Here is a 24502-nt window from a genome sequence, read left to right as displayed (position 1 = left end):
CGCGACGCGCCGGTTCCGGTCCGGGGCGGCCGGCGGGGGTGCCGGCCGCCCCGGGCTCAGAGCAGGGCTTCGATGGTGATGGGCAGTTCGCGGACGCGGCGGCCGGTGGCGTGGAAGACGGCGTTGGCGATGGCGGGTGCCACACCGACGGCGACGACCTCGCCGAGACCCTTGACGCCGATGGGGGCGGCATCGAGGTCCTCGCCGTTGTCGAGGTAGACCGCCCGCAGGTCGGGGACGTCGGCGTTGACGGGGACGAGGTAGTCGGCCAGGTTGGCGTTGACGATCCGGCCGTCGCGATGGTCGGTGACCGTGTGCTCCAGCAGGGCCTGGCCGATGCCGCCTACCATGGCGCCCAGGGCCTGACTCTCGGCGAGCTTGGGGCTGATGATGCGGCCCGCGTCGTAGACGCCGAGCATCCGCCGGACCCGCGCCAGGCCCAGGCGAGCGTCGACGGCGACCTCGGCGAACGTCGCGCCGAAGGCGTACAGGGAGGACCGCCGGGATCCCGACGGCGGAGTGAAGGAGCCGAGCGTCTCGAGGTGGGTCCGGTTGTTGCGGGCCAGCAGCTGCTCGTAGGTCTCCGCGCGGGCCTGGTCGCCGCGTACCCGCAAGCGGCCGTGGAGGACGACGACGTCGTCGGCGCCGACGCCGTACAGGGGCGACGCCTCGTCCTCGATGGCCAGCTCGATCGCCCGTTGCCGCAGCTTGTCGCAGCCGTCCTGGACGGCGGAGCCGATACTGGCCATGGTCAGGGAGCCGGAGTGGGGCGGGGACGCCGGCATGAGGGAGTCGCCGAGTCGGAAGGACACCCTCCGCATGGTCAGGCCGAGGGCGTCCGCGGCGAGCTGGGTCATCGAGGTGTAGGTGCCGGGGCCCATGTCACTGGACGCGGACTCGACCAGGGCCGTGCCGTCGGCATCCAGCCTGACCCGGGCCCCGGCCCCGAGCCGCACGGTGTGATAGCAGCCGACGGCCACGCCGGTGCCGATCAGCCAGTCGCCGTCGCGGGTGGAGCGCGGCGTGGGATTCCGCCGGTCCCAGTGGAACTCGTCGACGCCCGCACGGAGGCACTCGCGCAGCCGCCGGGTGGAGAACGGCAGCCCGTTGGAGGGGTCCTCCTCGGGTTCGTTGCGCAGCCGCAGCTCGATCGGGTCGATGCCCAGCTCGTGGGCGAGTTCGTCCAGGGCCGACTCGATGGCGAACGCGGCCGTCGCGTACCCGGGACCGCGCATGTACGTCGGCGTGTTCACGTCCAGCGGCACGGTCCGGTACTTCTGGCTGACCTGGGGCGTGGCGTAGAGCATCTGCCCCGCGGACACCACGCCCTCCACGAAGTGCTCGTAGGTGGACGTCTCGGCCCTCATGTCGTGGACCATCGCGGCCAGCCGCCCGCTCCGGTTGCTGCCCAGGCGCAGCGTGTACTCGTAGGCGGGCCGGAACCCCACCGCGTAGTACAACTGCTTGCGGGTCAGTACGAGTTTCACCGGGCGCCCGGTCTCGCGGGCGGCGAGGGCCGCGACGGTGGAGTGCGGCCAGACCCGCGCCGCGTTGCCGAACGCGCCGCCGACGAAGGGCGAGATGACGCGCACCGATTCCGGCGGGATGCCGAACACGGCGGCGAGTTCGCTCTGCGTGCCCTGCACCCACTGCGTCTTGTCCCAGACGGTGAGCCTGTCGCCGTCCCAGCGGGCGATGGTGGCGTGCGGCTCCATGGCGTTGTGGTGCATGCGGCCGAGCCGGTAGGTGGCCTCCAGCCTCACCTCCGCGGACGCCAGCGCCTCTTCCGGGTCGCCGCGCTCGTAGTCCTGCGGGGGCAGGGGGGCGTTGACCGGGAGGCCGGGCGCCGTCAGGTCGGTGGAGGACTTCTCCGCCTCGTACGAGACCCTCACCTGGCCCGCGGCGTGCTGCGCGGTCTCCAGTGTCCGGGCCACGACCACGGCGACGGGCTGCCCGTAGAAGCGGACCCGGTCGTCCTGGAAGACGTGAAGCCGTTCGCCGGCCGGTGGGTCCATGAACGCCCCGGGGTTGTCGCGGTACTCCAGCCTGGGTGCGTCGAGGTGACTGATCACCCTGAGAACGCCGGGCAGGGCCAGGGCGGCGCGGGTGTCGATGGCGGTGATGCGGCCGAGAGCGATGCCGCTGTCGACGACGACCGCGTGAACCGCACCCCTGATGTCGTGGTCGGCGCTGTAGTCGGCCTGGCCGGTGACCTTCAGCCGCCCGTCCACCCGGGACAGCGGTGCCCCGACGGCTGCCTGCGGCTGGGGGCTCACCTGGTACCTCCTACGATGCGCAGCTGGCGTTCGACGGTGCGTTTGAGCAGCTCGACCTTGAAGCGGTTGTGTTCCAGCGGGCGGGCTCCCTCGGCCGCCCGCTCGGCAGCCTCGGTCCACAGGGCGTTCGAAGGGCGTTCGCCGACGAGACGCTGCTCGACGGCGGGGAGTCTCCACGGGACGGTGCCGACGCCGCCGGCGGCGACCCTCGCCTCGCGGATCACCCCGCCGCGGACGTGCAGCACGACGGCCGCGGAGGTCAGGGCGAACTCGTACGACTGCCGGTCGCGAACCTTCAGATAGCCCGATCTGAGCGGGCGCGGATGGGCCGGGATCTCCACGGCCGTGATCAATTCTCCTGGCTGGACGGCCTGTTCGCGGCTGGGGGTGCTGCCGGGCCGGAGGAGGAAGTCGGCGAAGGGCACGCTGCGCTCGCTCCCGTCCCGGTCCAGCAGGTTCACGGTCGCCTCCAGTGCCGCGAAGGCCACGGCGGCGTCGGAGGGATGGGTGGCCACGCAGTGGTCGGAGGTGCCGAGGATGGCATGGGTGCGGTTGAAGCCGTTCCGTGCCGCGCATCCCGAGCCCGGGTCGCGCTTGTTGCAGGTGGCGGTCACGTCACGGAAGTACGTGCAGCGGGTGCGCTGCATGATGTTGCCGCCGATGGTGGCCATGTTCCGCAGTTGCGGGGAGGCGCTGAGCTCCAGTGCCTGGGAGACGACGGGGTAGGTGGTGCGCACCGTGGAGTGGGCGGCGGCCTCGGCCATCCGTAACAGGGCGCCGATGCGCAGGCCCCCGCGTTCGGTGACGGTGATCTCGCGCAGCGGCAGGTCGCTGATGCCGACCAGTGTGCGGGGGCGTTCGACGGTCTCGCGCATCAGGTCGACCAGGGAGGTGCCGCCGGCGATGTACCGGCCGCCACGCCGCCCGGAGGCCAGCGCGCCCTGGACGTCGGGTGCGTTGGTGTAGGAGAAGGGGTACATGGTGGCCGGACCTCATTTCCCGTGCGCGGCCTGGTCGACCGCCTTGACGATCTTGACGTAGCAGCCGCAGCGGCAGAGGTTGCCACTCATCCACTCCCGGATCTCCTCCGCGGAGCCGCTGTGGCCTTCCTGGATGCAACCGATGCCGGACATGATCTGGCCGGAGGTGCAGAAGCCGCACTGGAGGGCGTCCTGCTGGATGAACGCACTCTGCAGCGGATGCAGTGTGTCGTCCTCGCCCGGCGTCAGACCCTCGATCGTGGTGACCTCGGCACCTTCCAGGCGTATCGCCAATGTGAGACATGAGTTGACGCGGCGGCCGTCGACCAGGACCGTGCACGCCCCGCAGGCGCCGGCGTCGCAGCCCTTCTTGGAGCCGGTCAGGCCGAGATGCTCGCGCAGCAGGTCCAGCAGCGAAGTCCGGTTGTCGACCGTGACGGTGTGCCGCTCGCCGTTGACGGCCAGCGAGAGGCGGCCGCTGGGCGGACCGGCGGCGCCGGCCACTCCGGCGCCGAGTGCGGGCGTGCCCGCGACCGTGCCACCGGCGACGACGGCACCGCCCAGCGCGGTGGTCGTCGCGATGAACGTGCGCCGGGACGGCGCCGGCGGTAACTCGGCAGAGGGAGGGGCGACCGACTCGGCGTGTTCAGTGGACATGTGTGTGCCTTCGGCTCGGTGGTGGATTGAGGGACGGCCGTACTCGTCGACGTGTCCGGGGACCGAGCCTGTGTCGTCGTCACGGCCAGGAGCACGGCTTCCCCGGCTGTCGTCATCTCCCCTCGGCGGTGAGCCGGCCGACGACCCGGATGACCTGGCGTCGGGTGGCCAGGCGGCGGGTGAGGGCGGCGGCCACCCGGTTCATGCGTCCCGCGATGACGCTGGGGGGCGGGTTCCTGCGGTCCAGGGCGGCGAGCGCGGTGCGGACGACGTCGACGGGCGAGGCGAGCTTGCTCCCTCCGGCGGCCCGCATGGTGCCCACGACGTCGAAGAACTCGGTCCGGGTGGCGCCGGGGGACAGGGCGAGCACCCGCAGTCCGGTACCGCGGGACTCCTCCCACAGCGCTTCGGTGAGGCTCAGCACGAACGCCTTGGTCGCCCCGTAGAGCGCCATGCGTGGGTTGGGCTGGTAGGCGGCCATGCTCGCCACGTTGACCAGCACTCCGCGTCCTTCCTCGCGCAGTTGCTCGATGAAGGCGCGGCTGATGTCGGCCACGGCCGTCACGTCCACGGCGATCTCCCGACGCGTCCGTGCCGGATCCGCCTGGTGGAAGGGGCCGAACGTGGCGAACCCCGCGTTGTTGACCACGCCGGTGACGCGCAGGCCGAGCCGCTCCGTCTGTGCGGCCAGCGCCTGTCCGGGGTTGTCCGTGGCCAGGTCCATCTCCACGACGTGGACCTGGACGTGGTGGTGTGCGCGCAGCTCGGCGGCCAGCTCCTCCAGGCGTTCTCTGCGGCGGGCGACCAGTACCAGACCGGAGCCGCGGGCGGCGAGCTGGCGGGCGAACTCGGCGCCCAGGCCGGCGCTGGCACCGGTGATCAGTGTGGTCTGTCCGCGGTAGTCGACGGCTGTCATGTCCGACCTTCTTTCAGTCGCTGCCTTCCTGGCAGTAAATGCCAAGTAGGCGGCTCCTGTCCAGGGCGATAGCCTGATGTCCATGACGACTCTGTGGGACCGCTCGCGACAGGTGGCCGTCCAGGCGATCCTGGACACGGCGGTTCGCCTGTTCGCCGAACAGGGCTACGAGCAGACGACGATCGCGCAGATCGCCCGGGAGGCGGGGATCTCGCAACGTTCCCTGTTCCGCTACTTCGGCACCAAGGAGGACCTGGTCTGCGGGGATCAGGACGCGCTGGGCGAGTTTCTGAAGCAGACCGTCGAGCAGCAGCCGGCCGGGATGTCCGCCTGGGATGCCCTGCGCGCCGGCTTCGAGGTCCTCCTGACCGCCAACCACACTCCTGAGCGGGCGTTGGAGCTTTCCCGTCTCATTTTCGACACTCCCTCGCTGCACGCCCGCTACATCGAGAAGCGCCTGCGCTGGCAGGCCGCACTCGTCCCGTCCATCGAGGCGCGGCTGGGCACCGCCTCAGGTCCGGCCCCCGACCCGCGTGCCAGAGCGATCATCGCGACGGTCTTCGCCTGCGCGGACACGGCGACCGAGCTGTGGGTCGGACACGACGGACGACTCGACCTGGCAGACCTCTACGACCAGTGCCTCGCGGCGGTGCGGGGCTCCGGGTGAGGCGGCGTCCGGGCAGGCACGGCAAAGGCGTCTTCCTGTAGGGACGCACGGTGCGACCGACGAGTGTGCGCAGCACCGGCCGAAGCTCGGGGAGCTGGTCACGGCCGGAATGCGGGGGCAGGTCGTCACACGGGGGTGAAGTGCTGCGGGGCATGACGAGCGAGCCGGCGTCCGGAGTGGGCCGAGATGGAGCCTGCCGGTGAGCTGGTCGTCGTGACGGCCCGGCAGCCGCCGGGACAGGGTGGACACGCCGTCTCCCGCGAGCTCGGGAAGGTGAACGACGGCAAGGGGTCACAGGGCCGGCCGAGGGGCCGACGGCGGTGTGGACCGCGGTCGCGGTATCGGCCGGAGGCGCACCCGCCGCACACCACGACGCCGAAGCGGCCGTGGTCGGCCAGGGCCCGCCGAGCGGCCTCCCGGCAGCTCGGCGAATCGCAGCGGTACGCCTTCGTCGAGCCGGGTGTCGGTCGGCGGGCCCCGCGACGGCGCCTCGGGGGTTCGGACGGCTCACGGAAGGACCGGGCCGCCTCGGCGCGGTTCCCGGCGAGGACGATCGTGTGATCGCACCTCACCGGCAAGGCCGTCCCGTGGCTCAGGGCAGCGGGTTCGGGACGATACGGGCGAGGGCGCCGGTTTCCAGTGCCGTCCACACGGCACCGTCGGGGCCGAGGGTGATGCCGTGCGGCTCCGAGCCGGGCGTGGGCAGGTCGTGCACCTCGATCACGCCCTCGGTGGTGATGGAGCCGACGCGGTTGCCGCCCCACTCCGTGAACCACAGGGCGCCGTCGGTGCCCGGAGTGATGGCGTGCGGCCGGCCGGCGCGGTCGGGCAGCGGGAACTCCCTGATCTCGCCGTCGGTGGTGATGCGGCCGATGTGGCCGGCGGCGATCGCGACGTACCAGAGGGCACCGTCGGGGCCGAGGGCGATGCCGACCGGCGCGGCGGCCGCGGTGGGCAGCGGGTGGACGGTGACCGTGCCGTCGGTGCCGATCCGGCCGATCGCGTCGGCCTGGTTCATGGTGAACCACATCCCGCCGTCCCCTCCCGCGGTGATCGCGGACGGGAAGGTGCCGGTGGCCGGGAGGGGGAACTCGGTGACCTCACCGCCGGTGGTGATCCGGCCGATGCGGTCGGCGGTGGTCTCGGTGAACCACAGCGCCCCGTCGGGTCCTGCCGCGATGCCGAACGGCCCGCATTCCGGGGTGGGCAACGGGAACTCCGTGACGGTGCCGTCGGGGGTGATCCGGCCGACGCGGTGCGCCTGGTACTCGGTGAACCACAGGGCGCCGTCCGGCCCGGTGGTGATGACCGTCGGCCCGCAGCCCGGGTCGAGCCGGTGGCTCTCCGGCTCGGAGCCGGGCACGAGCCGGCCGATGCGGCCACTGTGGACCAGCGTGTACCAGAGCGCGCCGTCCGGGCCGGTGGTGATCGCGTACGGTCCGCCGCCGGCCACGGGGTGTTCCTCGATCGACACGTCCGTCATGCGGTCTCCAGTCCGTGGCCGGCGGCGATGCGGGCGATGTCGGCCGGGGTGCCGGCCATGATGGTGCGGGCGTGTTCGGTGATCAGCCCGGCCGGCCAGTCCCACCAGGCGGCACGCAGGAGCAGGTCGATGCCGGCGTCGTCGAACCGCTGCCGGATCGGGCGGGCCGGATTGCCGCCGACGATCGTGTACGGCGGCACGTCCGCGGTGACGACCGCGCCGGCGGCGATGACGGCGCCGTCGCCGACGCGTACGCCGGGCATCACGGTGGCCCGGTGGCCGAACCAGACGTCGTTGCCGACCACGGTGTCGCCCCGGCTGGGCATGCCGGTGACGATGTCGAGGGTCCGCTCGGCCCACTCGCCGCCGAACATGGTGAACGGGAAGGTGGACACGCCCATCGTCGGGTGGTCGGCGCCCGCCATCAGGAACCGGGTGCCCGCGGCGATGGCGCAGTACTTGCCGATGATCAGCCGTTCCGGGCCGTAGGCGTAGAGCACGTTGTGGTGCTCGAAGCCGGTGGCGCCGTCGGGGTCGTCGTAGTAGGTGTACTCGCCCACGACGATCTTCGGTGAGTCGATCAGCGGTTTGAGGAACACCACCCGGTCGTGCGCCGGCAGCGGGTGGAGGGTCTTCGGGTCAGGTGTCAACTTCCGGCTCCTGGTGCTGAGATGTGTACGGGGACGGGGTCGAGGAAGCAGTGGACGCGGCGCAGGCGGGTCCGCTCGGTGACCATGACGGCAAGCCCGAGGATCACCGGGGGGCCGCCGGCCGGCGCCAGTTCCCAGGCGAGGCGTGCGACGTCGTGGTGGCCGTCGACCTCGCCGGCCGGCCGGTACACCAGGCCGGGGAACTGCCGCTGCGCCGTGGCCACCGCGTCCTCGATGGCGTCGCGGCCCTCGGCCGCCACGATCGGATCGACGTAGCCGGCGTCGTCGGTCCAGAGCTCGGCGACGAGCGCCCGGCGCCTGGCCGGGTCGCGCTCGTTCCAACTCGCCAGGTACCGCCTGGCCAGGTCGTCGAAGCCGGACATGGTCGATCTCCTTCCGCCGCCGTGCTCTGCTTCTCACGCTACGGCCCAGGGCCGGGAGCGGAATCCGTCACGCCCCGGCAATCAGGCCCGGGATTCCCGGTCGGCTTGAGTACTCTCACCACGTGCTGTACGGACGGAGTGACGAGATATCAGTCATCGACCGGTTACTGGCGGACTGCCGGACCGGTCGCAGCGGTTGCCTGCTCATCACCGGGGAGCCGGGCATGGGCAAGACCGCGCTGATGGAGTACGCGGCCTCGGCGGCCGACGGGCTGCGGGTGGTGCGCTGCACCGCGATCGAGTCCGAGGCCCATCTGCCGTTCGCCGGCCTGCACATGCTGCTGCGCCCTGCTCTCGACCGGACCGACGCCCTCCCCGCCCCGCAGGCGCGTGCCTTGCGCGGGGCCTTCGGTCTCGCCCCGGCCGAACCGGGCGACCGCATGCTCGTCGGCCTCGCCGTCCTCTCCCTCCTCGCCGAGTTCACCGACGGCGGGCCGGTCCTGTGCCTCGTCGACGACGCGCAGTGGCTGGACCGGGCGTCGGCCGAGGCCCTGCTGTTCGCGGCGCGGCGGCTCGACGCCGAGGGCACGGCGTTGATCATCACCGCCCGGACCGGCTTCGACGCCCCCGGACTCGCCCACCTGCCGCTGACGGGGCTCGACGCGCCCGCCGCCGCCGTGCTGCTGGCCGAGCACGCCGCCACACTGTCCCCCGCCAACCGGTACCGGGTGCTGGCCGAAGCACAGGGCAACCCGCTCGCCCTGCTCGAACTGCCCCTCGCTCTCGCCGCCGGCCGGCCGGTCACCGCAGGACAGGCCCTGCCCATGACCGACACGGTCCAGGCGGCCTTTCTCGACCGGGTACGGCGACTGCCCGAGCCGAGCAGGCACCTGCTCCTCGTCGCGGCCGCCGAGGACACCGGTGACCGCGACGTCGTGCTGCGCGCGGCCGCCCCTCTGGGCTGCCGCCCCACGGACCTGGTGCCCGCGGAGACGGCGGGGCTGCTGAGGGTGGACAACCGCACCGTGCGCTTCCACCACCCCCTCGTACGGTCGGCCGTCTACCAGGCGGCGCCGGTCAGCCTCCGCCTCGTGGTGCACACGGCCCTCGCCGAAGCCCTCCACCGGCCGCAGGACGCCGACCGGCGCGCCTGGCACCACGCCGTGGTGGCCACGGGCCCCGACGAGCAGGTGGCCGCGGAACTGGAGAGCACCGCCCGACGGGCCACCGAACGAAGCGGATACGCCGCCGCCGCGGCGGCCTACGAACGGGCCGCACAGCTGACGGAGTCCGGCACGGACCGGGCCCGCCGGCTCGTGCTGGCGGCGGAAGCGATCGCGGAGGAAGGCGACACCGACCGCATGGTGGAGCTCGCCCGTCGTGGCGCCGCGAGCACGGACGACCCGGACCTGACCGTCCGCGCCATCCGGGTCCGCGCCGCCGCGGCGTTCCATCACGGCTTGCTCCGCACGGCCCGCCGGTTGCTGACCGAGGCGGCCGAGCTCTCCCAGGCCGACGATCCGGTACTGGCCGCTCACATGATGCTCGACGCGGTGCACGCCGCCTGGTATCTCGGGCAGGACGAGATCGCGGACACCGCGGACCGGCTGGACGCCCTGCCGTTGCCGCCCGACGACCCGCTCACCGACGTGGCCCGCCTGCTGACCTGGACGGCGCGGTCCGCGATCGGGCAGGGGGACCGGGACCCCGAGAACCTCGCACGACGCGTCGCAGCCGCCGAACGGACCGGATTCGGCGGCCCGCACGACACGATCCTGGTCGGAGCCACCAGCCTTCAGGCCGCCGGCCAGGACACCGAGGCACACCGGGTGGCCGGCGAACTCCTCGCCCAGTGCCGCGACCGTGGCTGGATCGGCCGGACGCCGCCCGCGCTGGCGTGTGCCGCCCGGGCATCGACCTTCCTCGGCCGTCACACCGACGCCTGGGACGAGGCGACCGAAGCGCTGCACATCGCCCAGGAGCTCGGACACCGGCAGTGGACGGCCGAAATCAGCGGCGTGCTGGCCTACCTGGCCGCGGTGGCGGGTGACGAGCGACGCTGTCACGCCTTCGCCGACGACGCGCTCGCCGCGCCGGAGCCCGGGGCGGCCCCGCCCGGCATGTCCTGGGCACACTGGGCACTGGCCCTGCTCGACCTCGGCCACGCCCGATGGGAATCCGCCCGCTCCCGCCTGGCCGCCCTGCACACCGGACCGGTGAGACATCAGCTTCCCGGCCCGCGCAGCATTCCCGACCTCGTCGAGGCGGCGGTGCGGCTCGGCCGGCCGGGTGACGCCCGTGAGCCGCTCGCACGGCTCACGGACTGGGCACACGATGCCGCGCAGCCGTGGATCGACGCGCACGTCCTACGGTGCCGCGCGCTGCTCGCGCCGGAAGCGGACGCCGCGGAGCTGTACCGGGCCGCTTTGCGGCTGCACCCCGACGACCGGCAGTTCGAACGCGCGCGGACCGCTCTCCTCTACGGCGAATGGCTGCGCCGCATGCGCCGCAAGTCCGAGGCCAGGACCCAACTCCGCGACGCGTTCGAGGCCTTCCGCAGACTCGGCGCGACGCCCTGGGCGGAGCGGGCCCGCGCCGAACTCGACGCGGCCGGCGAAGCCGTACCCGGGCCCGCGGCCGCGGGCGGAGCACTGTCCGTGCTCACCTCGCAGGAACGCAAGATCATACGGCTGGCCGCGCGCGGCCTGTCCAATCGGGACATCGCCGCGCAGTTGTTCCTCAGCCCGCGCACCGTCGGCCATCACCTCTACAAGGCGTTCCCGAAACTCGGCGTCACCGCACGAACCGAACTCGCCGCCCTCGCACTCACAGATGCCGCACCATGACACGACCCCTGACCCGGACTTCACCCTTCGGTACCGCCCGTCTCACTCGCACCCGCTGCCCCGGGCGCCGTGCTGCCGTCGTCGGTGAACGTCGTCCGCCGACGCGGCGGTCTGCCATCGGCGGGGGAATCACATCACCGGTGCGTCAATCACCATGATCTCGGTGTTGGTCCCGGACCACCGCGCGATGCGAAGCTGAAGTCCGCTCCTCCCCGGCGAACTGGCGTGTGACGAGAGGAAAAACTCCCGATGGACACCTTCACCACGAAGAACGGTGCGGTCCAGGGCTTCCGAGCCTCTGCCGAAGTCGTCGCCGCCCTTGGTGTCCCCTACGCCGCCCCGCCGTTCGGCGCCAACCGGTTCCGGGAACCCCGCCCCGCGCCGGCGTGGACCGGAGTGCGGAACTGCACGGCCTTCGGCCCCGTCGCCCCGCAGTCGGCACAACTGCCCGGCGCACCCGCGTGGTCGCCCGGCGACGAGGACATCCTCACCGTCAACATATGGACCCCGGCCCCCGAGGGCGGCCGTCTGCCCGTCCTGGTCTGGATCCACGGTGGTGCCTATACCTTCGGATCCTCCGCCCAGCCCGACTTCGACGGCACCGCGCTGGCCCGCGCCGGTCTGGTCGTGGTCACCCTCAACTACCGGCTCGGCTTCGAGGGCTTCGGCCACGTCCCCGCCGCCGAGGCGACCGCCTGCCCGGACAACCGCGGTCTGCTCGACCAGGTCGCGGCCCTGCGCTGGGTCCGTGACAACATCGCCGCCTTCGGAGGCGATCCCGGCAACGTCACGGTCGCCGGGCAGTCCTCCGGGGCCGCGTCGGTTGCCTGCCTGATGGTGATGGACCGCGCCCGCGGCCTGTTCCACCGTGCCATCGCCCACAGCACCGCCAGCCCCTGCTACACGCTCGGAACAGCCGCGGAGACCACCCGCGAGATCGCTGCGGCAGCGGGCTGCCCTGCCACGGCCGAGGGCCTGACAGCTGCGACCCCGCAGGCCCTGGTCGCCGCCTCCGACCGGGTGGTCGACGACTACCGGCGTGACCCCGCTTCCGGTTCCCGCCACTACGATCCCTCGCTCTACGCCCCCGTCCTCGACGGCGACGTCCTGCCCACCGACCCCCTCACGGGGATGGCCTCCGGTGCGGCCCGGGATGTGGACCTGCTGGTCTGCCACACCACCGAGGAGTACTGGCTGCTCGACGCGGTCGGCAGCAGCGCGAAGGTCACCACCGAGGAAGAACTCGCCCGCTTCGCCGAGGACTTCGGCCTGCCTGACGGCCTGGTGGCCGGATATCGCGCTGCGATGCCCCACGCCCCGGTGCTCGACGTCTACCTCGCCGTCTTCGGGGACCTGCTGTTCGGCGAGTACAGCAACCGGCTTGTCGAGCTTCACGCCGAAGCCGGCGGCCGGGCGTTCCTGTCGCGGTTCGATCGTCGGCGCACCGGCCCGAACGGGGTCGTGCGGGCCTGGCACTGTGCGGACATCCCCTTCGCCTTCGGCAACCTCGACAACGACTGCCTGGCATTCCTCATCGGCGGAGCACCCACACCCGCGGACCACGGGCTGGCACACCGCATGGTGCGCGCATGGGCCGGCTTCGCCGCCACCGGGAACCCGGGCTGGCCCCCGGTGGGCAACTCCACCACCGGGGCCGAGGTGTGGAGCACCGAAGACGGAGACGGCCCCGCCGACGACAGGGCCGCCGCTGTGCGTGCTCTTTGGGCCGAGGCTGACTTTCCGCTCCTGCGTCCGTGAACTCGGGCACACCGGTGAGCGTGACCGGAAGAGCCGGTCACGTGCCGGCTGCCCTCACCTTCCGCCTCACCGGCGGGTGACGGCTCGCGTCTGCGGCCGCGCTCAGGTGCGCGGCCCGGCGCCGTGCAGCAGGGTGTCGATGATGCGGGCGGCGAGGGTGTCGGTGTCGGTTCCGGCGTCGTCCGGGCTCCCGTGCAGGGACTCCCCGAGGAGTGCGTAGTAGACGCGTCGTACCCAGTGGAGGTCGGCTGCCTCGTCGATGAGCTTGTCCGCCCGGGCACGCTCCAGCACGGTGATGCAACGCCGGCCGATGTCCTCGTGGACGGCGGCCGCTTCGCTGCCGGGTTCGGCCGGCAGCCCCAGGGCGAATGCCCAGGCGCCCTTCACCTCGAGCACATTGGCCGTGATCCGGTGCAGTGCCACCAGGGGAGGGGCGGTGTCCGGCCGGCCGTCCTCCACGGCTCGGGCGAGCCGGCGGGCGGCGGACGAGGCCAGGGCCTCGATCAGTGCCTGCCGATGGGCGAACCGCCGGTGGATCGTCGTCCTGGCCACCCCCGCCGCGGTCGCGATCTGCTCCATCGACGCGCCGGGGTCCGCGGAGAGCACGTGTTCGGCCGCCTCCAGGATGGCGCGCACACTGCGCTCCGCGTCCGCCCGCAACGGCCGTGCCGCTGTCTCACTCATGGCACCTTCACCTCCCACTCATCTGCTCGACCTCCGAAACGATACACCGCTGCACCATCTCCCGATTAACTGCATCATTGCTGTTGCAGTTCAGTGAGAAGTGAGTACGCTCATGTCTCAGTTGCTCGACGAGTGAAGGGGATCTCCCATGAACAGCGCAGCGCTCATCACTGGTGCCTCGTCCGGACTCGGCGCGGAGTTCGCCGCGCAACTCGCTGCCCGCGGGCACGACCTGATCCTGGTGGCGCGTTCCGAGGACAGGCTCACAGCCCTCGCCGAGCGCCTGAGCGCGGAGCACGGCATCCGCGCCCACGTCCTGGTCCAGGACCTCGCCGAGCCCGATGCCGCCCGGCGGATCGCCGGCCGGCTCGCAGCCCGCGGCCTGAGCGTCGACCTGCTGGTCAACAACGCCGGGTTCGGTACGTGCGGTCGCTTCGAGGACATCGCCGCGGACCGTGACCACGACCAGCTGATGGTCAACGTCGTCGCGCTCGTCGACCTCACCCACGCCCTGCTCCCCGGCATGCTGGAGCGCGGCACGGGCGCGGTCGTGAACGTCGCTTCCACCGCGGCCTTCCAGCCGGCTCCGTACTTCGCCGTCTACGGCGCGGCCAAGGGCTTCGTACTGAACTTCGGGCTCGCCCTGCGCCAGGAGTACCGAGGGCGCGGCATACGCGTGCTCACACTGTGCCCCGGCCCGGTCGACACTCCGTTCTTCGACGCCATCGGCACCCGCAAGGCTGCCGTCAACGGCTCCATGACCACACCGGAGCCGGTGGTGCGCGCCGCTCTGCGCGCACTCGACCGCGACCGCGGCTATGTCACCCCCGGCGCCGGCAACGCCCTGGCCGCGCACCTGCTGCCGCGCCGTCCGCGCACCCTGGTCGCCGCCGTCGCCGAGCGCGTCACCCGCAAGGTCCTCACCCCTTCGGACGCGGCCCCGCAGCCGAAGGCGCACGCGGCATGAGTTCCTCCGCCGTCCCGGCAGCGAGCCGAGCCCGGGGCGACCTGCCGGGTACGAGGGGTGCCGAACCTGCTCGGGGAGCGGAGCGCCGGACGTCGCCGCGCCGACGGGCTACGGCTTCACACGCGGTCCGCGGGGCGCTCCGGACGGGACCACGGGGCGGTCGCCCGGGAGAGCAGGTGGAGTGCGGCCTGCGACGGGGAGTCCGGTTCGGCGATGGCGAGCACGATGTGCCGTTCCTCGTCCTGCGGGGGACGCAGGCTCTGCTGCGTCACGGTGAGGCTGCCGACCAGCGGGTGGCGCATCTCGTGCACCGCGGAGTCGCACGGGCTGACCCTGTGATCGGCCCACATGGCGGCGAACTCCGGACTCCGCACGCTCAACTCGCCGACGAGTGAGGTGAGCAGCGTGTCGTCGGGGTGGCGGCCGGCCGTCATGCGGAGGTTCTCGACGACAGCCCTCGCCTTGCCCGGCCAGTCCGCGTACAGCGCGCGGGTGTGGGGGTCGAGGAAGACCAGGCGGGCCAGGTTGGGGCGGTTGCCGGGATCCGCCGGGCCGGCCGGGTCGATGTGGGAGGCGAACAGGGCGTGTCCCATGCGGTTCCAGGCCAGTACGTCACCGCGGCGCCCGCTGACGAGAGCGGGAACGTCGGCGAAGGCCTCCAGCAGGTTGAGGGTCGCCGCGTCGACGTGCTCGGCGGGCGGGCGGTGCACGACCGCACGCCGCTTCGCGCTGTCCGCCAGGTCGTGGAGGTGACGCTGCTCGGCCACGTCCAGGTGCAGCGCCCGGCCGATGGCGTCGAGGACCTCCGGTGAGGCGCCCACGGACTGGCCCTGCTCCAGACGCGTGTAGTACGAGGAACTCACGCCGGCCAGCAGTGCCAGTTCCTCACGGCGCAGGCCTGGTACCCGGCGCCGGTCTCCGTAGTCCGGCAGCCCGACGTCCTCGGGACGCAGCTGAGCCCGCCGGGTCTGCAGGAAGTTCCCGAGTTCTCGCTGTCCGCTCATGGGCCCCAGTATGGGGACCCCGCCGGCCGGGAGCCTGACCCGGCCAGGGATAGGCACAGCCGGGTCTGGCTCGTCCGCCGGGATGGCGCTGACATGGGTCCTGCACCGCCCACCGTCGCGACGGGGGGCCGCCCCGTGCCGACAGCCGTGGCGTCCGGGCCCGGTGCTCGGCAGCCCGCGCCGCGAACCCGGCGCCCTGCCCGGCCACATGGCGCCACCGGCGTCGGCACACCTTCCTCGCCCCCGGCGCGCTGGATCGCCGGGGCGAGGAGACACCACCGAAGAACACGAATGGGAGACCGTCGGCCGTGAACACCATCACCCTGGGTGACGTCACACTCACCCGCGTCCGGGAGTATTTCGGGCCCGTGGACATGACTCCCGAGACGTTCTTCCCGGACAGCCCCGCGAAGGCTTGGGAAGAACACCGCGCCATGCTGGTCCCGGACTTCCTGGACGGCGACACCCGGATCGTCAACTCGGCGGTCCAGACCTGGCTGCTGCGCAGCGAGGGCAGGACCATCCTCGTCGACACCGGCGTGGGCAATCACAAGGAGCGCCCGTACGCCCCCGTGTGGAGCCGGATGGACACCGGGTTCCTCGACAACCTCGCCCGCGCCGGAGTCCGCCCCGAAGACGTGGACATCGTGATCAACACGCACCTTCACGTCGATCACGTGGGCTGGAACACGTATCTCGACGGGCGTACCTGGGTCCCCACCTTTCCCAACGCCACCTACCTGATGCCGAAGGACGACTTCGACTTCTGGAACCCGGAGAACGGCCACAGGACCGTACTCGGCCGCGGCAACCAGAACGTGTTCGAGGACAGCGTCGTCCCGGTGCACCGGGCCGGCCAGACACTGCTGTGGGAGGGCGGTCACCAGATCGACGCCGGTCTGCGCCTGGAACCCGCCCCGGGACACACCCCCGGCTCCTCCGTACTGACCCTCACCTCCGGGACGGACCGCGCGGTCTTCGTCGGTGACCTGCTGCACAGCCCGGTGCAGGTCCTCGAACCGGACTGCAACAGCTGCTTCTGCGAGGACCCCGCGCAGGCGCGCGCCACCCGTCGCAAGGTGCTGGGCTGGGCGGCGGACAACAACGCCCTCGTCGTCCCCGCGCACCTGGGCGGCCACGGCGCCGCGCAGGTGGTGCGCGACGGCAACAGGTTCGCCGTCAAGGACTGGGCCCCCTTCGCCCCGTACACCGAACAGGGCTGAGCCCTGCGGAAAGGCACACCAGTGAACCTTCGCACCGACCCCGTCGTGACCACGACGCGGGGAGCCGTCCGCGGCCTGCGCCAGGGCGGCATCACCACATTCCTGAACATTCCCTACGCCGCCCCGCCCCGCGGCGCCGGCCGGTTCGCGGCGCCCCGCCCGCACGAACCGTGGGACGGCGTACGGGATGCCACGACGCCGGGACCCAACGCGCCGCAGTCCGAACGCAAGCTCGGCCGCGTGGACATGTCCCCCTACTTCGGCACCGGTTGGAGCCGTGGCGAGGACTACCTCACGGTCAACGTCTGGACGCCCTTTGACGCGGACGGCGACCTGCCCGTCATGGTGTTCGTCCACGGCGGCGGGTTCGTCGCGGGGTCGACGCGGTCCGCGCTGTACGACGGCTCCGCCTTCGCCCGCGACGGTGTCGTCCTCGTCACCCTCAACTACCGGCTCGGCATAGGGGGATTCCTCGACCTGCCCGGAGCGCCCGCCAACCGCGGCCTGCTCGACGTCGTGGCCGCGCTGCGCTGGGTACGGGACAACATCGCCGCCTTCGGCGGTGCCCCGCACAACGTCACCCTCTTCGGCCAGTCGGCCGGAGCCACCGTCGTCGGGGGCGTCCTGGCCGCTCCCGAAGCCGCGGGACTGTTCCACCGGGCGATCGTCCAGAGCGGCAACGGCCTGGGCGCGTTCACGACCGAGCAGGCCGCCCGCGTCACCATGGCGGCGGCCCGGGTCCTGGGCGTCGAGCCGCACGCCGACGCCTTCGCGCAGATCCCGGACGCCCGCCTGGTGGAAGCGGCCTCCGCACTCGCCGGCACGGACCTGCGGACGGCCGCGCACCACGACCCGCTGATCGGGCTCAGCCCCTTCAGCCTGGTCCTGGACACCCAGCCGGCCGAATCCGTCGCCGCCGGCCTCGGTGCCGACGTCGACCTGCTCGTCGGAACCAACACGGAGGAGGGAAACCTCTACCTCGTCCCGATGGGCGCGTACGCCACCTCGACCCGTGAGGATGTCGACGCCGTCGCGGCACGTGCGCATCCCGATCCGGTCCGGCTCGTGGACACGTACCGCGGGAGCCGCCCGAGGGCGGCCTACGGCGAGCTGCGGTCCGCCATCATGGGCGACGCCCTGTTCGGCGCGGGCAGCCGCGCCCTGGCCGACGCACACGCCCACCGGTCCGGGGCCGCCACCTACAGCTACGAGTTCGCGTGGCGCTCCCACGCCCTGGACGGAGAACTCGGCGCCACCCATGCCGTGGAGCTGCCCTTCGTCTTCGACCTCACGGGGCTGCCCCGGTTGCACGGTGCCCATGCACTGCTCGGCCCCGACAGGCCGCCCGCCGATCTCGCCCCCCGCGTGCACGAGGCCTGGATCCGGTTCGCCGCGACGGGCGATCCCGGCTGGGACCCGTACGGCCCCGAGCGCCGGACCACGATGCGTATCGCCGCCGACTGGATCCAGGTCGACGACCCTCGCGGGGAGGAACGACAGGCGTGGGCCTGACCCGGCACGCACAGCAGGCAGCAGCGTCGTGCGCGGGGGTGCTCCGTTCGGCTCACCGATGCCCGTGCGGTGGGTGAGTCCGGGTCCCGTCAGCGGCCGGAGGCCTCTCGTGCCGGCCCTGACGTGAGCCGCACCTCCGAAAGGCGATGCACCTCCGAAAGGTGATGCACCTCCGAAAGGTGATGCACCTCCGAAAGGTGATGCACCTCCGAAAGGTGATGCACCTCCACCCCATGCGGCGCCCGCCTCGCCCGCCGACCGGCCGCGCACCGGCTGGAACCGTACCCACCGCGCCCGCCCCCACCCACGGTCGGCAGGCGGACGGCCGGTAGACCGCCGGGGTGATGTGCCGCCGCTGTTTCAGCGGCACCCGGCAGGAAACTCCTCAGCTCATGCGATTCCACAATCGTCGGCAAGCCGGCCGGGAGCTCGGCCTCCGGCTCATGGAGTGGGCATCCGACGGCGAGCTCCCCCGTCTCGTGGTTCTCGCGCTGCCCCGTGGCGGCGTGCCGGTCGCCGCCGAGGTCGCCCGGGCTCTCGGCGCGCCTCTGGACGTGCTCGTCGTACGGAAGATCGGCCTTCCCGGCAGGCCGGAGACGGGCATCGGCGCGATCGTGGGCGACGATCCGCCACTGTTCGACCAGCGGGCCCTCGAGATGCTCGGCCTGAGCGAGGACCGCCTGGTCCAGGACGTGGCCCGTGAACGCGCGGAACTGGAACGCCGGGCCCTGCTCTACCGGGGCGACCGTGCCACGCCGGACGTCGAGGGCCGCACCGTGGTCCTCGTCGACGACGGCCTGGCCACCGGTGCCACCGCACGCGCCGCGTTGCGCCATCTTCGCCGCCCGGGACCCGCCCGCCTGATCCTCGCCGTCCCCGTCTGCGCTCCCGGGACCGCCGCCGAGATGCGCTCGGAAGCCGACGACGTCGTCTGCCTCCGGCAGCCGCCGGAGTTCGGCGCGGTGGGCCTCTGGTACGACGACTTCGAGCAAGTGAGCGACGACGAGGTCATCGAGGTCCTGCACGACCACAGCGCCCGGTCGCACAGCCCCCGGGCCACTGAAGCCTGAGCAGGCCAGGGCCCCGGCGCCGGTGCGGCCCCGGATAGACTCGCCCGCATGGTCCGATCGTCCCGTGGCGAGCCGAGCACCGGGATGTGGCGGCGCGAGGCGGGCACCGTGGTGCGCCGCGCCGGGGCGCTCCCGGAGCAGGCGGCAGCCCCCTTCGTCATCAGCTCCGGATTCCGGATTCCCCGCGTTCCCACGGAGTGGGAGCCGCACTCGCACTCCTCGCACGAGCTCGTCTGGGTACGCGGGGGAACGCTGACGTCCCGGGTGGACGACCGCGTCTTCACCGTGTCCGAGGGGCACGGGCTGTGGATGCCCGCCGGAGTGGTGCACGGGGGCCGGGCGACGGTGGGCGCGGAGTTCCACGACGCCTTCTTCGCCCCCGACCGCACGCCGTTCGCGTTCGAGGAACCGAAGGCGATCGCGATGACGCCGTTGCTCGAGTCGCTGCTGACCCATCTGTCCCGCACGGATCTCGACGCGGCGGCCAGGTCGCGGGCGGAGTCGGTCGTGTTCGACGTTCTCCAGCCGTCGGAGCGCCAGTTCTCGTTGCGGTTGCCCGGTGACGCGCGGATCGACGCGATCGCCGAGGCCCTGCTGGACGACCCCGCCGACTGCCGCTCGCTGGAGGAGTGGGCACGGTGGCTGGGGATCAGCGAGCGCACGGTCACCCGCGCGTTCCGTCACGCGACAGGTCTGTCGTTCGCGCAGTGGCGGCAGGTGCTGCGGGTGCATCGGGCGCTGACGCTCCTGTCCGAGGGCTTCGACGTGATGACGGTCTCCGAGACGCTCGGCTACGCGCAGCCCAGCTCCTTCATCGCCGCCTTCCGGCGGGTCATGGGAACCACGCCGGGGGCGTTCTTCGACGCGGCCGACGGTGCCCGCGAGGGTGTCCGGAATCCCGTATCGCGTGTCCAGAACTCCTGATTGTCGACATGGCGAGCGGAATATAACCTTCTCGGAGTTAGGTAACCCTTAGTTGTTGCTCGCCGTGAACGGTGCTCCGCGTGCGTGGAGGAGTTCGCGGACCGGTCGGCGAAGGCCGGACGGAGGGTGCCGCGGTCCTTGCCCCTCCGACCATCCGGATCCAACGATGTTCACGAGCTCCTTCCGGCACGCCGAGCGCCACGCGGCCGGCCCCGCCGCCCCGGCGGCCGCCCTCAACGGGCACGACCTGGTGCTGTGCCACAGCGGCAAGCCGGTCGTCCACGGTGTCTCGATCACCCTGGAACCCGGCCGCGCGACCGCCCTGGTGGGACCGAACGGCAGCGGGAAGTCCACGCTGCTGCGCGCGCTCTCCCGACTGCACCGAGTGGACGCCGGCCGGGTGACGCTCGGCGCGCCCGACGGATCGCCCGAGCGGGACGCGGCCCTGCTCAGCGCCCGCCGGTTCGCCCGCGAGGTCACCCTGTTCTCCCAGTCGAGGCCCGCGCCCCAGGGGCTGACGGTCGCGGAGGTCGTGGCGTTCGGACGCCACCCCTACCGGCGTGGCTTCGCCGGACCGACCGCCGAGGACCGGACCGCGGTCGACCACGCCATGGGCGTCACGGGCGTGCGGGACATGGCCGGCCGGCCGGTCGGGGAACTATCCGGCGGGGAGATGCAGCGTGTCTGGCTCGCGGCCTGCCTGGCCCAGGACACCGGTGTCGTCCTGCTGGACGAACCGACCAACCACCTGGACCTGCGCTACCAGATCGAGACGCTCGACCTGGTGCGCGATCTCGTCGTCGAGCACGGCATCGCGGTCGGGATCGTGCTGCACGACCTCGACCAGGCGTCCCGCGTCGCGGACACGCTGGTCCTGATGCGCTCCGGCCGCGTGCACGCGGTGGGCGCACCCGCCGACGTGCTCACCGCCGAGAACATCGGCGAGGTCTACGACATCCGTGTCGAGGTCGGCGTCGATCCCCGCACGGGCCGCCTCCGTATCGACCCGATCGGGCGGCATCCCGCCTGAGGCGGGCGCGTCCGCCGCTCCGGCACTTCACTGACGCGTCGCCATTCGCGTCGCACCCATCGCCATTCGCACCGCACCGCACCGCACCGCACCGCGTTCGCGCCGCACCGCGTCCGCATCACACCGCGTCCGCATCACACCGCGTCCGCATCACATCGCATCGCACCACATCGCGTCCGCATCGTAAGAAAGAGGCCCCTCATGAACCGTGCCCGTCTCCTGGCGGCGTCCGCCTCCACCGGGCTCGTCGTCCTCCTGGCAACGGCCTGCGGCACGACCGACGTCGACAAGACCGAGGCCGGCGGCAGCGCGAGCGCGTCGCCCGCGTCGAAGAGCTGCGCCGAGGACACCACGGCCACCTCGACGAAGCCGGTCTCCTTCAAGGACGGCGTCGGCCGGCAGGTGAAGCTCGACAAGCCCGCCGAGCGGATCGCGGTCCTGGAGTGGCAGCAGGTCGAGGACGCGCTGACCCTGTGCGTCACGCCCACCGCCGTCTCCGACGCGAAGGGGTACAGCACCTGGGTCAGCGCGGAGAAGCTGCCCGGCGGGGTGACGGACATCGGCACCCGGGAGGAGCCCGACCTCGACACCCTCTACGCGGCCAAGCCCGACCTCGTCGTCGTGGAGGCGTTCGCCGCCGACGACGAGATGATCAAGAAGCTGGAGAAGCGAGGCGTTCCCGTGATGGCCACACGTGGGGCGGACCCGAAGGACCCGATCGGGAACATGCGGGAGGTGTTCAGCATGATCGGCAAGGCGACGGGGCGCACCGAGCGGGCCGACCAGGTGCTCAAGGAGTTCGACCAGCACCTCGCGGAGGCGAAGCAGAAGGTCACCGACGCCGAACTGCCGACGAAGGACTTCCTGTTCTTCGACGGATGGCTGCAGGGCGGCAACCTCACCGTCCGCCCCTACAGCGACGGCGCCCTGTTCACCGAGATAGGCAAGGAACTCGGCATGAACCCCGCGTGGAGCGACGACGTCAACAAGGAGCACGGTGACGGGGGCGTCGACCCCGCCTACGGCCTCGCCCAGACCGACGTCGAGGGACTCACGGCGGTGGGGAACGCCAACCTCTTCTACGCCAACGACGAAGGAGCCGGCGGCTACGTCGCGGCGCTGAACAAGAACCCGATCTGGAAGTCCCTCCCGGCCGTGAAGGAGGGCCGCGCGCACGCGTTCCCGGCGAGGGTGTGGGGCGCCGGGGGACCGCGCTCCTGCGAGCAGGCGATCGACGCCTACGTCGACGTACTCGACAAGAAGTGAGCGCTCCGCGGACCACGGCACCCGGTGGGCAATCGCCGCCGCGCACCGAGCGCGGCGGCGGCCCCACCGGAGTAGCCGTACTGGCACTCCTTCTCGGCCTGACCGCCCTGGTGGGCATGTGGCACCTGACGCAGGGGACGTCGGGTGTCGGCGTCGGCGACCTGGTGCGTCATCTCGCCGGGGAAGGGCAGGACGCCGGTGGGTCACCGGTCGGTGAGATCCTCATCGGCTCGCGCCTGCCGCGCCTGCTCGCCGGCGTGGCGGTGGGCTTCGCCCTCGGCTGCGCCGGCGCGCTGCTCCAGTCCGTCACGCACAACGTGCTCGCCTCCCCGGACACCCTCGCGGTCACGGCCGGGTCCTACTTCACCATCACGCTGGTCGCCGCCTTCGGCCTCGCCGTGCCGCTGTGGGCGTCGGGCGTCGTCGCCTTCGCCGGCGGTCTGGTCGCGGCGGCGCTCGTGCTGCTCCTCGCGGGCCGGGCCGCGGGCACCGCCGGTACCCGCCTCGTCCTCGCCGGATCGGCGACGGCGATGGCCCTGGACGCGGCGACCGGGATGCTCCTCATCCTGTTCAACCAGAACACGACCGGTCTCTTCGCCTGGGGGAGCGGCTCGCTCGCCCAGCTGAACATCGACGCGTCGGTACGCGCCTGGCCCCTGATGGCCGTGGTGCTGTGCGTGGCTCTGGCACTGTCCCGGCGGCTGGACGTGATGAACCTCGGCGACGACGCCGCGTCCACCCTCGGCGTACCGATCCGGACGACCCGTGTGACCGCCGTGGTCTGCGCGGTGGTTCTGACCAGCACGGCGGTGACACTCGCGGGCCCGATCGCCTTCGTCGGTCTCGGCGCCCCCGTCCTGGCCCGCCTGATCGCGGGGCGGGTCCGCGCGCTTGGCCGGCACCTCCTCCTGGTGCCCGCGGCCGGTCTGCTCGGAGCGCTGCTCATCCTGCTCGCCGACGCGACCCTGCGCGCGGTGCAGGGCGCGGACGGGGCCGCTGCCATCCCCACCGGCGTGCCGACCGCGCTGCTCGGCTCCGTCGTGATCGTGGTCCTCGCGCTGCGCCTGCGCGACACGGGCGGGTTCCGGCAACCACCGCACTCGCGGGTCGCCGCACGCTCCCGCCGGGCGTTCCTCCTCGTCGTGTCCGGTTCGGTGACACTCCTGGCCGGGGCGGCCCTGATGGCGGTCCTGGCGGGGAGCCTCTGGCTGCGGACGGGGGACATCGTGCTGTGGGCCCAGGGCGCCGCCCCGGACCTGATCGGCCAGGCGCTCGACGACCGGGTCCCGCGCGTGAGTGCCGCGGTCCTCGCCGGCGCTGCGCTCGGACTGGCCGGATGCGTCGTGCAGAGCGCGGTGCGCAACCCGCTGGCGGAGCCGGGTGTGCTCGGCATCACGGCGGGCGCCGGGCTGGGTGCGGCGAGCGTCGTCACGTCGGGCCTGTCCGGCGGACGGCCGGTGCTCATCGCGGTCGCGGTCGCGGCGGGGCTCGCCACGTTCGCGGTGATCGCACTGCTGGCCTGGCGCGGCGGTTTCCTGCCCGACCGGTTCGTGCTGATCGGCATGGGCATGGGGTACGGCCTCACCTCCGTCACCACCTTCCTCCTGCTGCGTGCCGACCCGTACAACACGCCCCGGATCTTCACGTGGCTCTCCGGCACGACCTACGGCCGCACGCTGCCCGACGTCGTACCGGTCGCGGTGGCCCTGGCGCTGGCCCTTCCCGTGCTGCTCGCCATGCGCGGCCGGCTCGATCTCCTCGCCGTCGACGAGGACACTCCGCGCATCGTCGGTGTCAGGGTGGAACGCACACGTTTCGCCGCACTGGCGATCGCCGCGGTGCTGGCGGCGCTCAGCGTGATCGCCGTCGGCGTCGTCGGCTTCGTGGGGCTCGTCGCCCCGCACCTCGCCAGGTCACTGGTGGGCGCCCGGCACGGCCGCGCGATCCCGGTCGCGATGCTGCTCGGCGGTGTGCTGGTGTGCGTGGCGGACGCCCTCGGCCGCACGCTCGTCGCACCCGCCCAGGTGCCGGCGGGCCTCATGATCGCCCTGGTCGGTGCTCCGTACTTCGTCTGGGTGCTCCGGAAGTCCCGCGCATGAGACCGGACGGCAGCGCACCCGCGCCGACCGGCATGCCCCCTGCCCGGGATGCGGCGCACCCGGGCGGACCGGCATGCCGCCCTGCCCGGGATGCGGCGCACCCGCGC

General features: G+C 72.5%; 20 protein-coding genes. 11 read left to right on the top strand and 9 right to left on the bottom strand.

What is annotated here, in order from left to right; genetic code table 11:
- Nucleotides 1-56 precede the first annotated feature (56 nt).
- The 4 genes from ACH4F2_RS07375 to ACH4F2_RS07360 form a co-directional block, all read right to left on the bottom strand.
- Nucleotides 57-2276, bottom strand: a complete 2220-nt coding sequence (locus tag ACH4F2_RS07375; RefSeq protein WP_398131722.1) for a xanthine dehydrogenase family protein molybdopterin-binding subunit — start codon at nt 2274-2276, stop codon at nt 57-59.
- Nucleotides 2273-3256 carry an FAD binding domain-containing protein gene (locus tag ACH4F2_RS07370; RefSeq protein WP_398131721.1) on the bottom strand — a complete coding sequence of 328 codons (984 nt, stop codon included), beginning with the start codon at nt 3254-3256 and terminating at the stop codon, nt 2273-2275. Before ACH4F2_RS07370 ends, ACH4F2_RS07375 begins: the two co-directional genes overlap by 4 nt.
- A gap of 12 nt (nt 3257-3268) precedes the next feature.
- Nucleotides 3269-3913, bottom strand: a complete 645-nt coding sequence (locus ACH4F2_RS07365) for a (2Fe-2S)-binding protein (RefSeq protein WP_398131720.1) — start codon at nt 3911-3913, stop codon at nt 3269-3271.
- A gap of 112 nt (nt 3914-4025) precedes the next feature.
- Complete coding sequence (locus tag ACH4F2_RS07360; RefSeq protein WP_398131719.1) at nt 4026-4829, bottom strand: SDR family NAD(P)-dependent oxidoreductase; 804 nt, start codon at nt 4827-4829, stop codon at nt 4026-4028.
- 82 nt (nt 4830-4911) lie between these two features.
- Here ACH4F2_RS07360 and ACH4F2_RS07355 point away from each other — a divergent pair, with 82 nt between their 5' ends.
- Nucleotides 4912-5496, top strand: coding sequence for a TetR/AcrR family transcriptional regulator (locus ACH4F2_RS07355; RefSeq protein WP_398131718.1), 585 nt, complete (start codon nt 4912-4914; stop codon nt 5494-5496).
- A 592-nt stretch (nt 5497-6088) separates the two neighbouring features.
- On the opposite strand, the gene ACH4F2_RS07350 is transcribed toward ACH4F2_RS07355, so the two are convergent.
- From ACH4F2_RS07350 to ACH4F2_RS07340, 3 genes are read right to left on the bottom strand one after another with little or no spacing between them, the layout of a single operon-like run.
- Nucleotides 6089-6979 (bottom strand): virginiamycin B lyase, encoded by an 891-nt coding sequence (locus ACH4F2_RS07350; protein WP_398131717.1) that lies wholly within the window; start codon nt 6977-6979, stop codon nt 6089-6091.
- Complete coding sequence (locus ACH4F2_RS07345) at nt 6976-7629, bottom strand: CatB-related O-acetyltransferase (RefSeq protein WP_398131716.1); 654 nt, start codon at nt 7627-7629, stop codon at nt 6976-6978. The genes ACH4F2_RS07350 and ACH4F2_RS07345 overlap by 4 nt, the downstream gene beginning before the upstream one ends.
- Nucleotides 7626-8012: a nuclear transport factor 2 family protein gene (locus ACH4F2_RS07340; protein WP_398131715.1), complete on the bottom strand. Its 387-nt coding sequence runs from the start codon at nt 8010-8012 to the stop codon at nt 7626-7628. The genes ACH4F2_RS07345 and ACH4F2_RS07340 overlap by 4 nt, the downstream gene beginning before the upstream one ends.
- A gap of 122 nt (nt 8013-8134) precedes the next feature.
- Between ACH4F2_RS07340 and ACH4F2_RS07335 the strand changes: the two genes are divergently transcribed.
- The gene (locus tag ACH4F2_RS07335) at nt 8135-10858 is read left to right on the top strand and encodes an ATP-binding protein (RefSeq protein WP_398131714.1); all 2724 of its coding nucleotides are present in this window, start codon (nt 8135-8137) and stop codon (nt 10856-10858) included.
- Nucleotides 10859-11107: 249 nt separating this feature from the next.
- A complete protein-coding gene (locus tag ACH4F2_RS07330) occupies nt 11108-12616 on the top strand; it encodes a carboxylesterase/lipase family protein (RefSeq protein WP_398131713.1) in 1509 nt (502 codons plus the stop codon).
- 102 nt (nt 12617-12718) lie between these two features.
- Here ACH4F2_RS07330 and ACH4F2_RS07325 read toward each other — a convergent pair whose 3' ends face one another.
- The gene (locus tag ACH4F2_RS07325; protein ID WP_398131712.1) at nt 12719-13300 is read right to left on the bottom strand and encodes a TetR/AcrR family transcriptional regulator; all 582 of its coding nucleotides are present in this window, start codon (nt 13298-13300) and stop codon (nt 12719-12721) included.
- A gap of 148 nt (nt 13301-13448) precedes the next feature.
- Between ACH4F2_RS07325 and ACH4F2_RS07320 the strand changes: the two genes are divergently transcribed.
- Complete coding sequence (locus ACH4F2_RS07320) at nt 13449-14267, top strand: SDR family NAD(P)-dependent oxidoreductase (RefSeq protein WP_398131711.1); 819 nt, start codon at nt 13449-13451, stop codon at nt 14265-14267.
- A gap of 116 nt (nt 14268-14383) precedes the next feature.
- On the opposite strand, the gene ACH4F2_RS07315 is transcribed toward ACH4F2_RS07320, so the two are convergent.
- Complete coding sequence (locus ACH4F2_RS07315) at nt 14384-15271, bottom strand: helix-turn-helix domain-containing protein (RefSeq protein WP_398131710.1); 888 nt, start codon at nt 15269-15271, stop codon at nt 14384-14386.
- Nucleotides 15272-15579: 308 nt separating this feature from the next.
- Here ACH4F2_RS07315 and ACH4F2_RS07310 point away from each other — a divergent pair, with 308 nt between their 5' ends.
- The 7 genes from ACH4F2_RS07310 to ACH4F2_RS07280 all read left to right on the top strand — a co-directional run bounded on the left by ACH4F2_RS07310 (nt 15580) and on the right by ACH4F2_RS07280 (nt 24395).
- The gene (locus tag ACH4F2_RS07310; RefSeq protein WP_398131709.1) at nt 15580-16494 is read left to right on the top strand and encodes an MBL fold metallo-hydrolase; all 915 of its coding nucleotides are present in this window, start codon (nt 15580-15582) and stop codon (nt 16492-16494) included.
- Nucleotides 16495-16515: 21 nt separating this feature from the next.
- Nucleotides 16516-18006 carry a carboxylesterase/lipase family protein gene (locus ACH4F2_RS07305; RefSeq protein ID WP_398131708.1) on the top strand — a complete coding sequence of 497 codons (1491 nt, stop codon included), beginning with the start codon at nt 16516-16518 and terminating at the stop codon, nt 18004-18006.
- A 392-nt stretch (nt 18007-18398) separates the two neighbouring features.
- Nucleotides 18399-19076, top strand: coding sequence for a phosphoribosyltransferase (locus ACH4F2_RS07300; RefSeq protein ID WP_398131707.1), 678 nt, complete (start codon nt 18399-18401; stop codon nt 19074-19076).
- A 48-nt stretch (nt 19077-19124) separates the two neighbouring features.
- Nucleotides 19125-20000 (top strand): helix-turn-helix domain-containing protein, encoded by an 876-nt coding sequence (locus ACH4F2_RS07295; RefSeq protein WP_398131706.1) that lies wholly within the window; start codon nt 19125-19127, stop codon nt 19998-20000.
- A 166-nt stretch (nt 20001-20166) separates the two neighbouring features.
- On the top strand, nt 20167-21030 hold the full coding sequence (locus ACH4F2_RS07290; protein WP_398131705.1) for an ABC transporter ATP-binding protein: 864 nt from the start codon (nt 20167-20169) through the stop codon (nt 21028-21030).
- Between the two features lie 201 nt (nt 21031-21231).
- A complete protein-coding gene (locus tag ACH4F2_RS07285) occupies nt 21232-22296 on the top strand; it encodes an iron-siderophore ABC transporter substrate-binding protein (protein ID WP_398131704.1) in 1065 nt (354 codons plus the stop codon).
- Nucleotides 22293-24395 (top strand): iron ABC transporter permease, encoded by a 2103-nt coding sequence (locus tag ACH4F2_RS07280; RefSeq protein WP_398131703.1) that lies wholly within the window; start codon nt 22293-22295, stop codon nt 24393-24395. The genes ACH4F2_RS07285 and ACH4F2_RS07280 overlap by 4 nt, the downstream gene beginning before the upstream one ends.
- Nucleotides 24396-24502: the final 107 nt, after the last annotated feature.

It is taken from the genome of Streptomyces sp. NPDC017890, from assembly GCF_044328675.1.
Lineage (GTDB): Bacteria > Actinomycetota > Actinomycetes > Streptomycetales > Streptomycetaceae > Streptomyces.
This window is presented reverse-complemented; position numbering and strand designations above follow the sequence as displayed.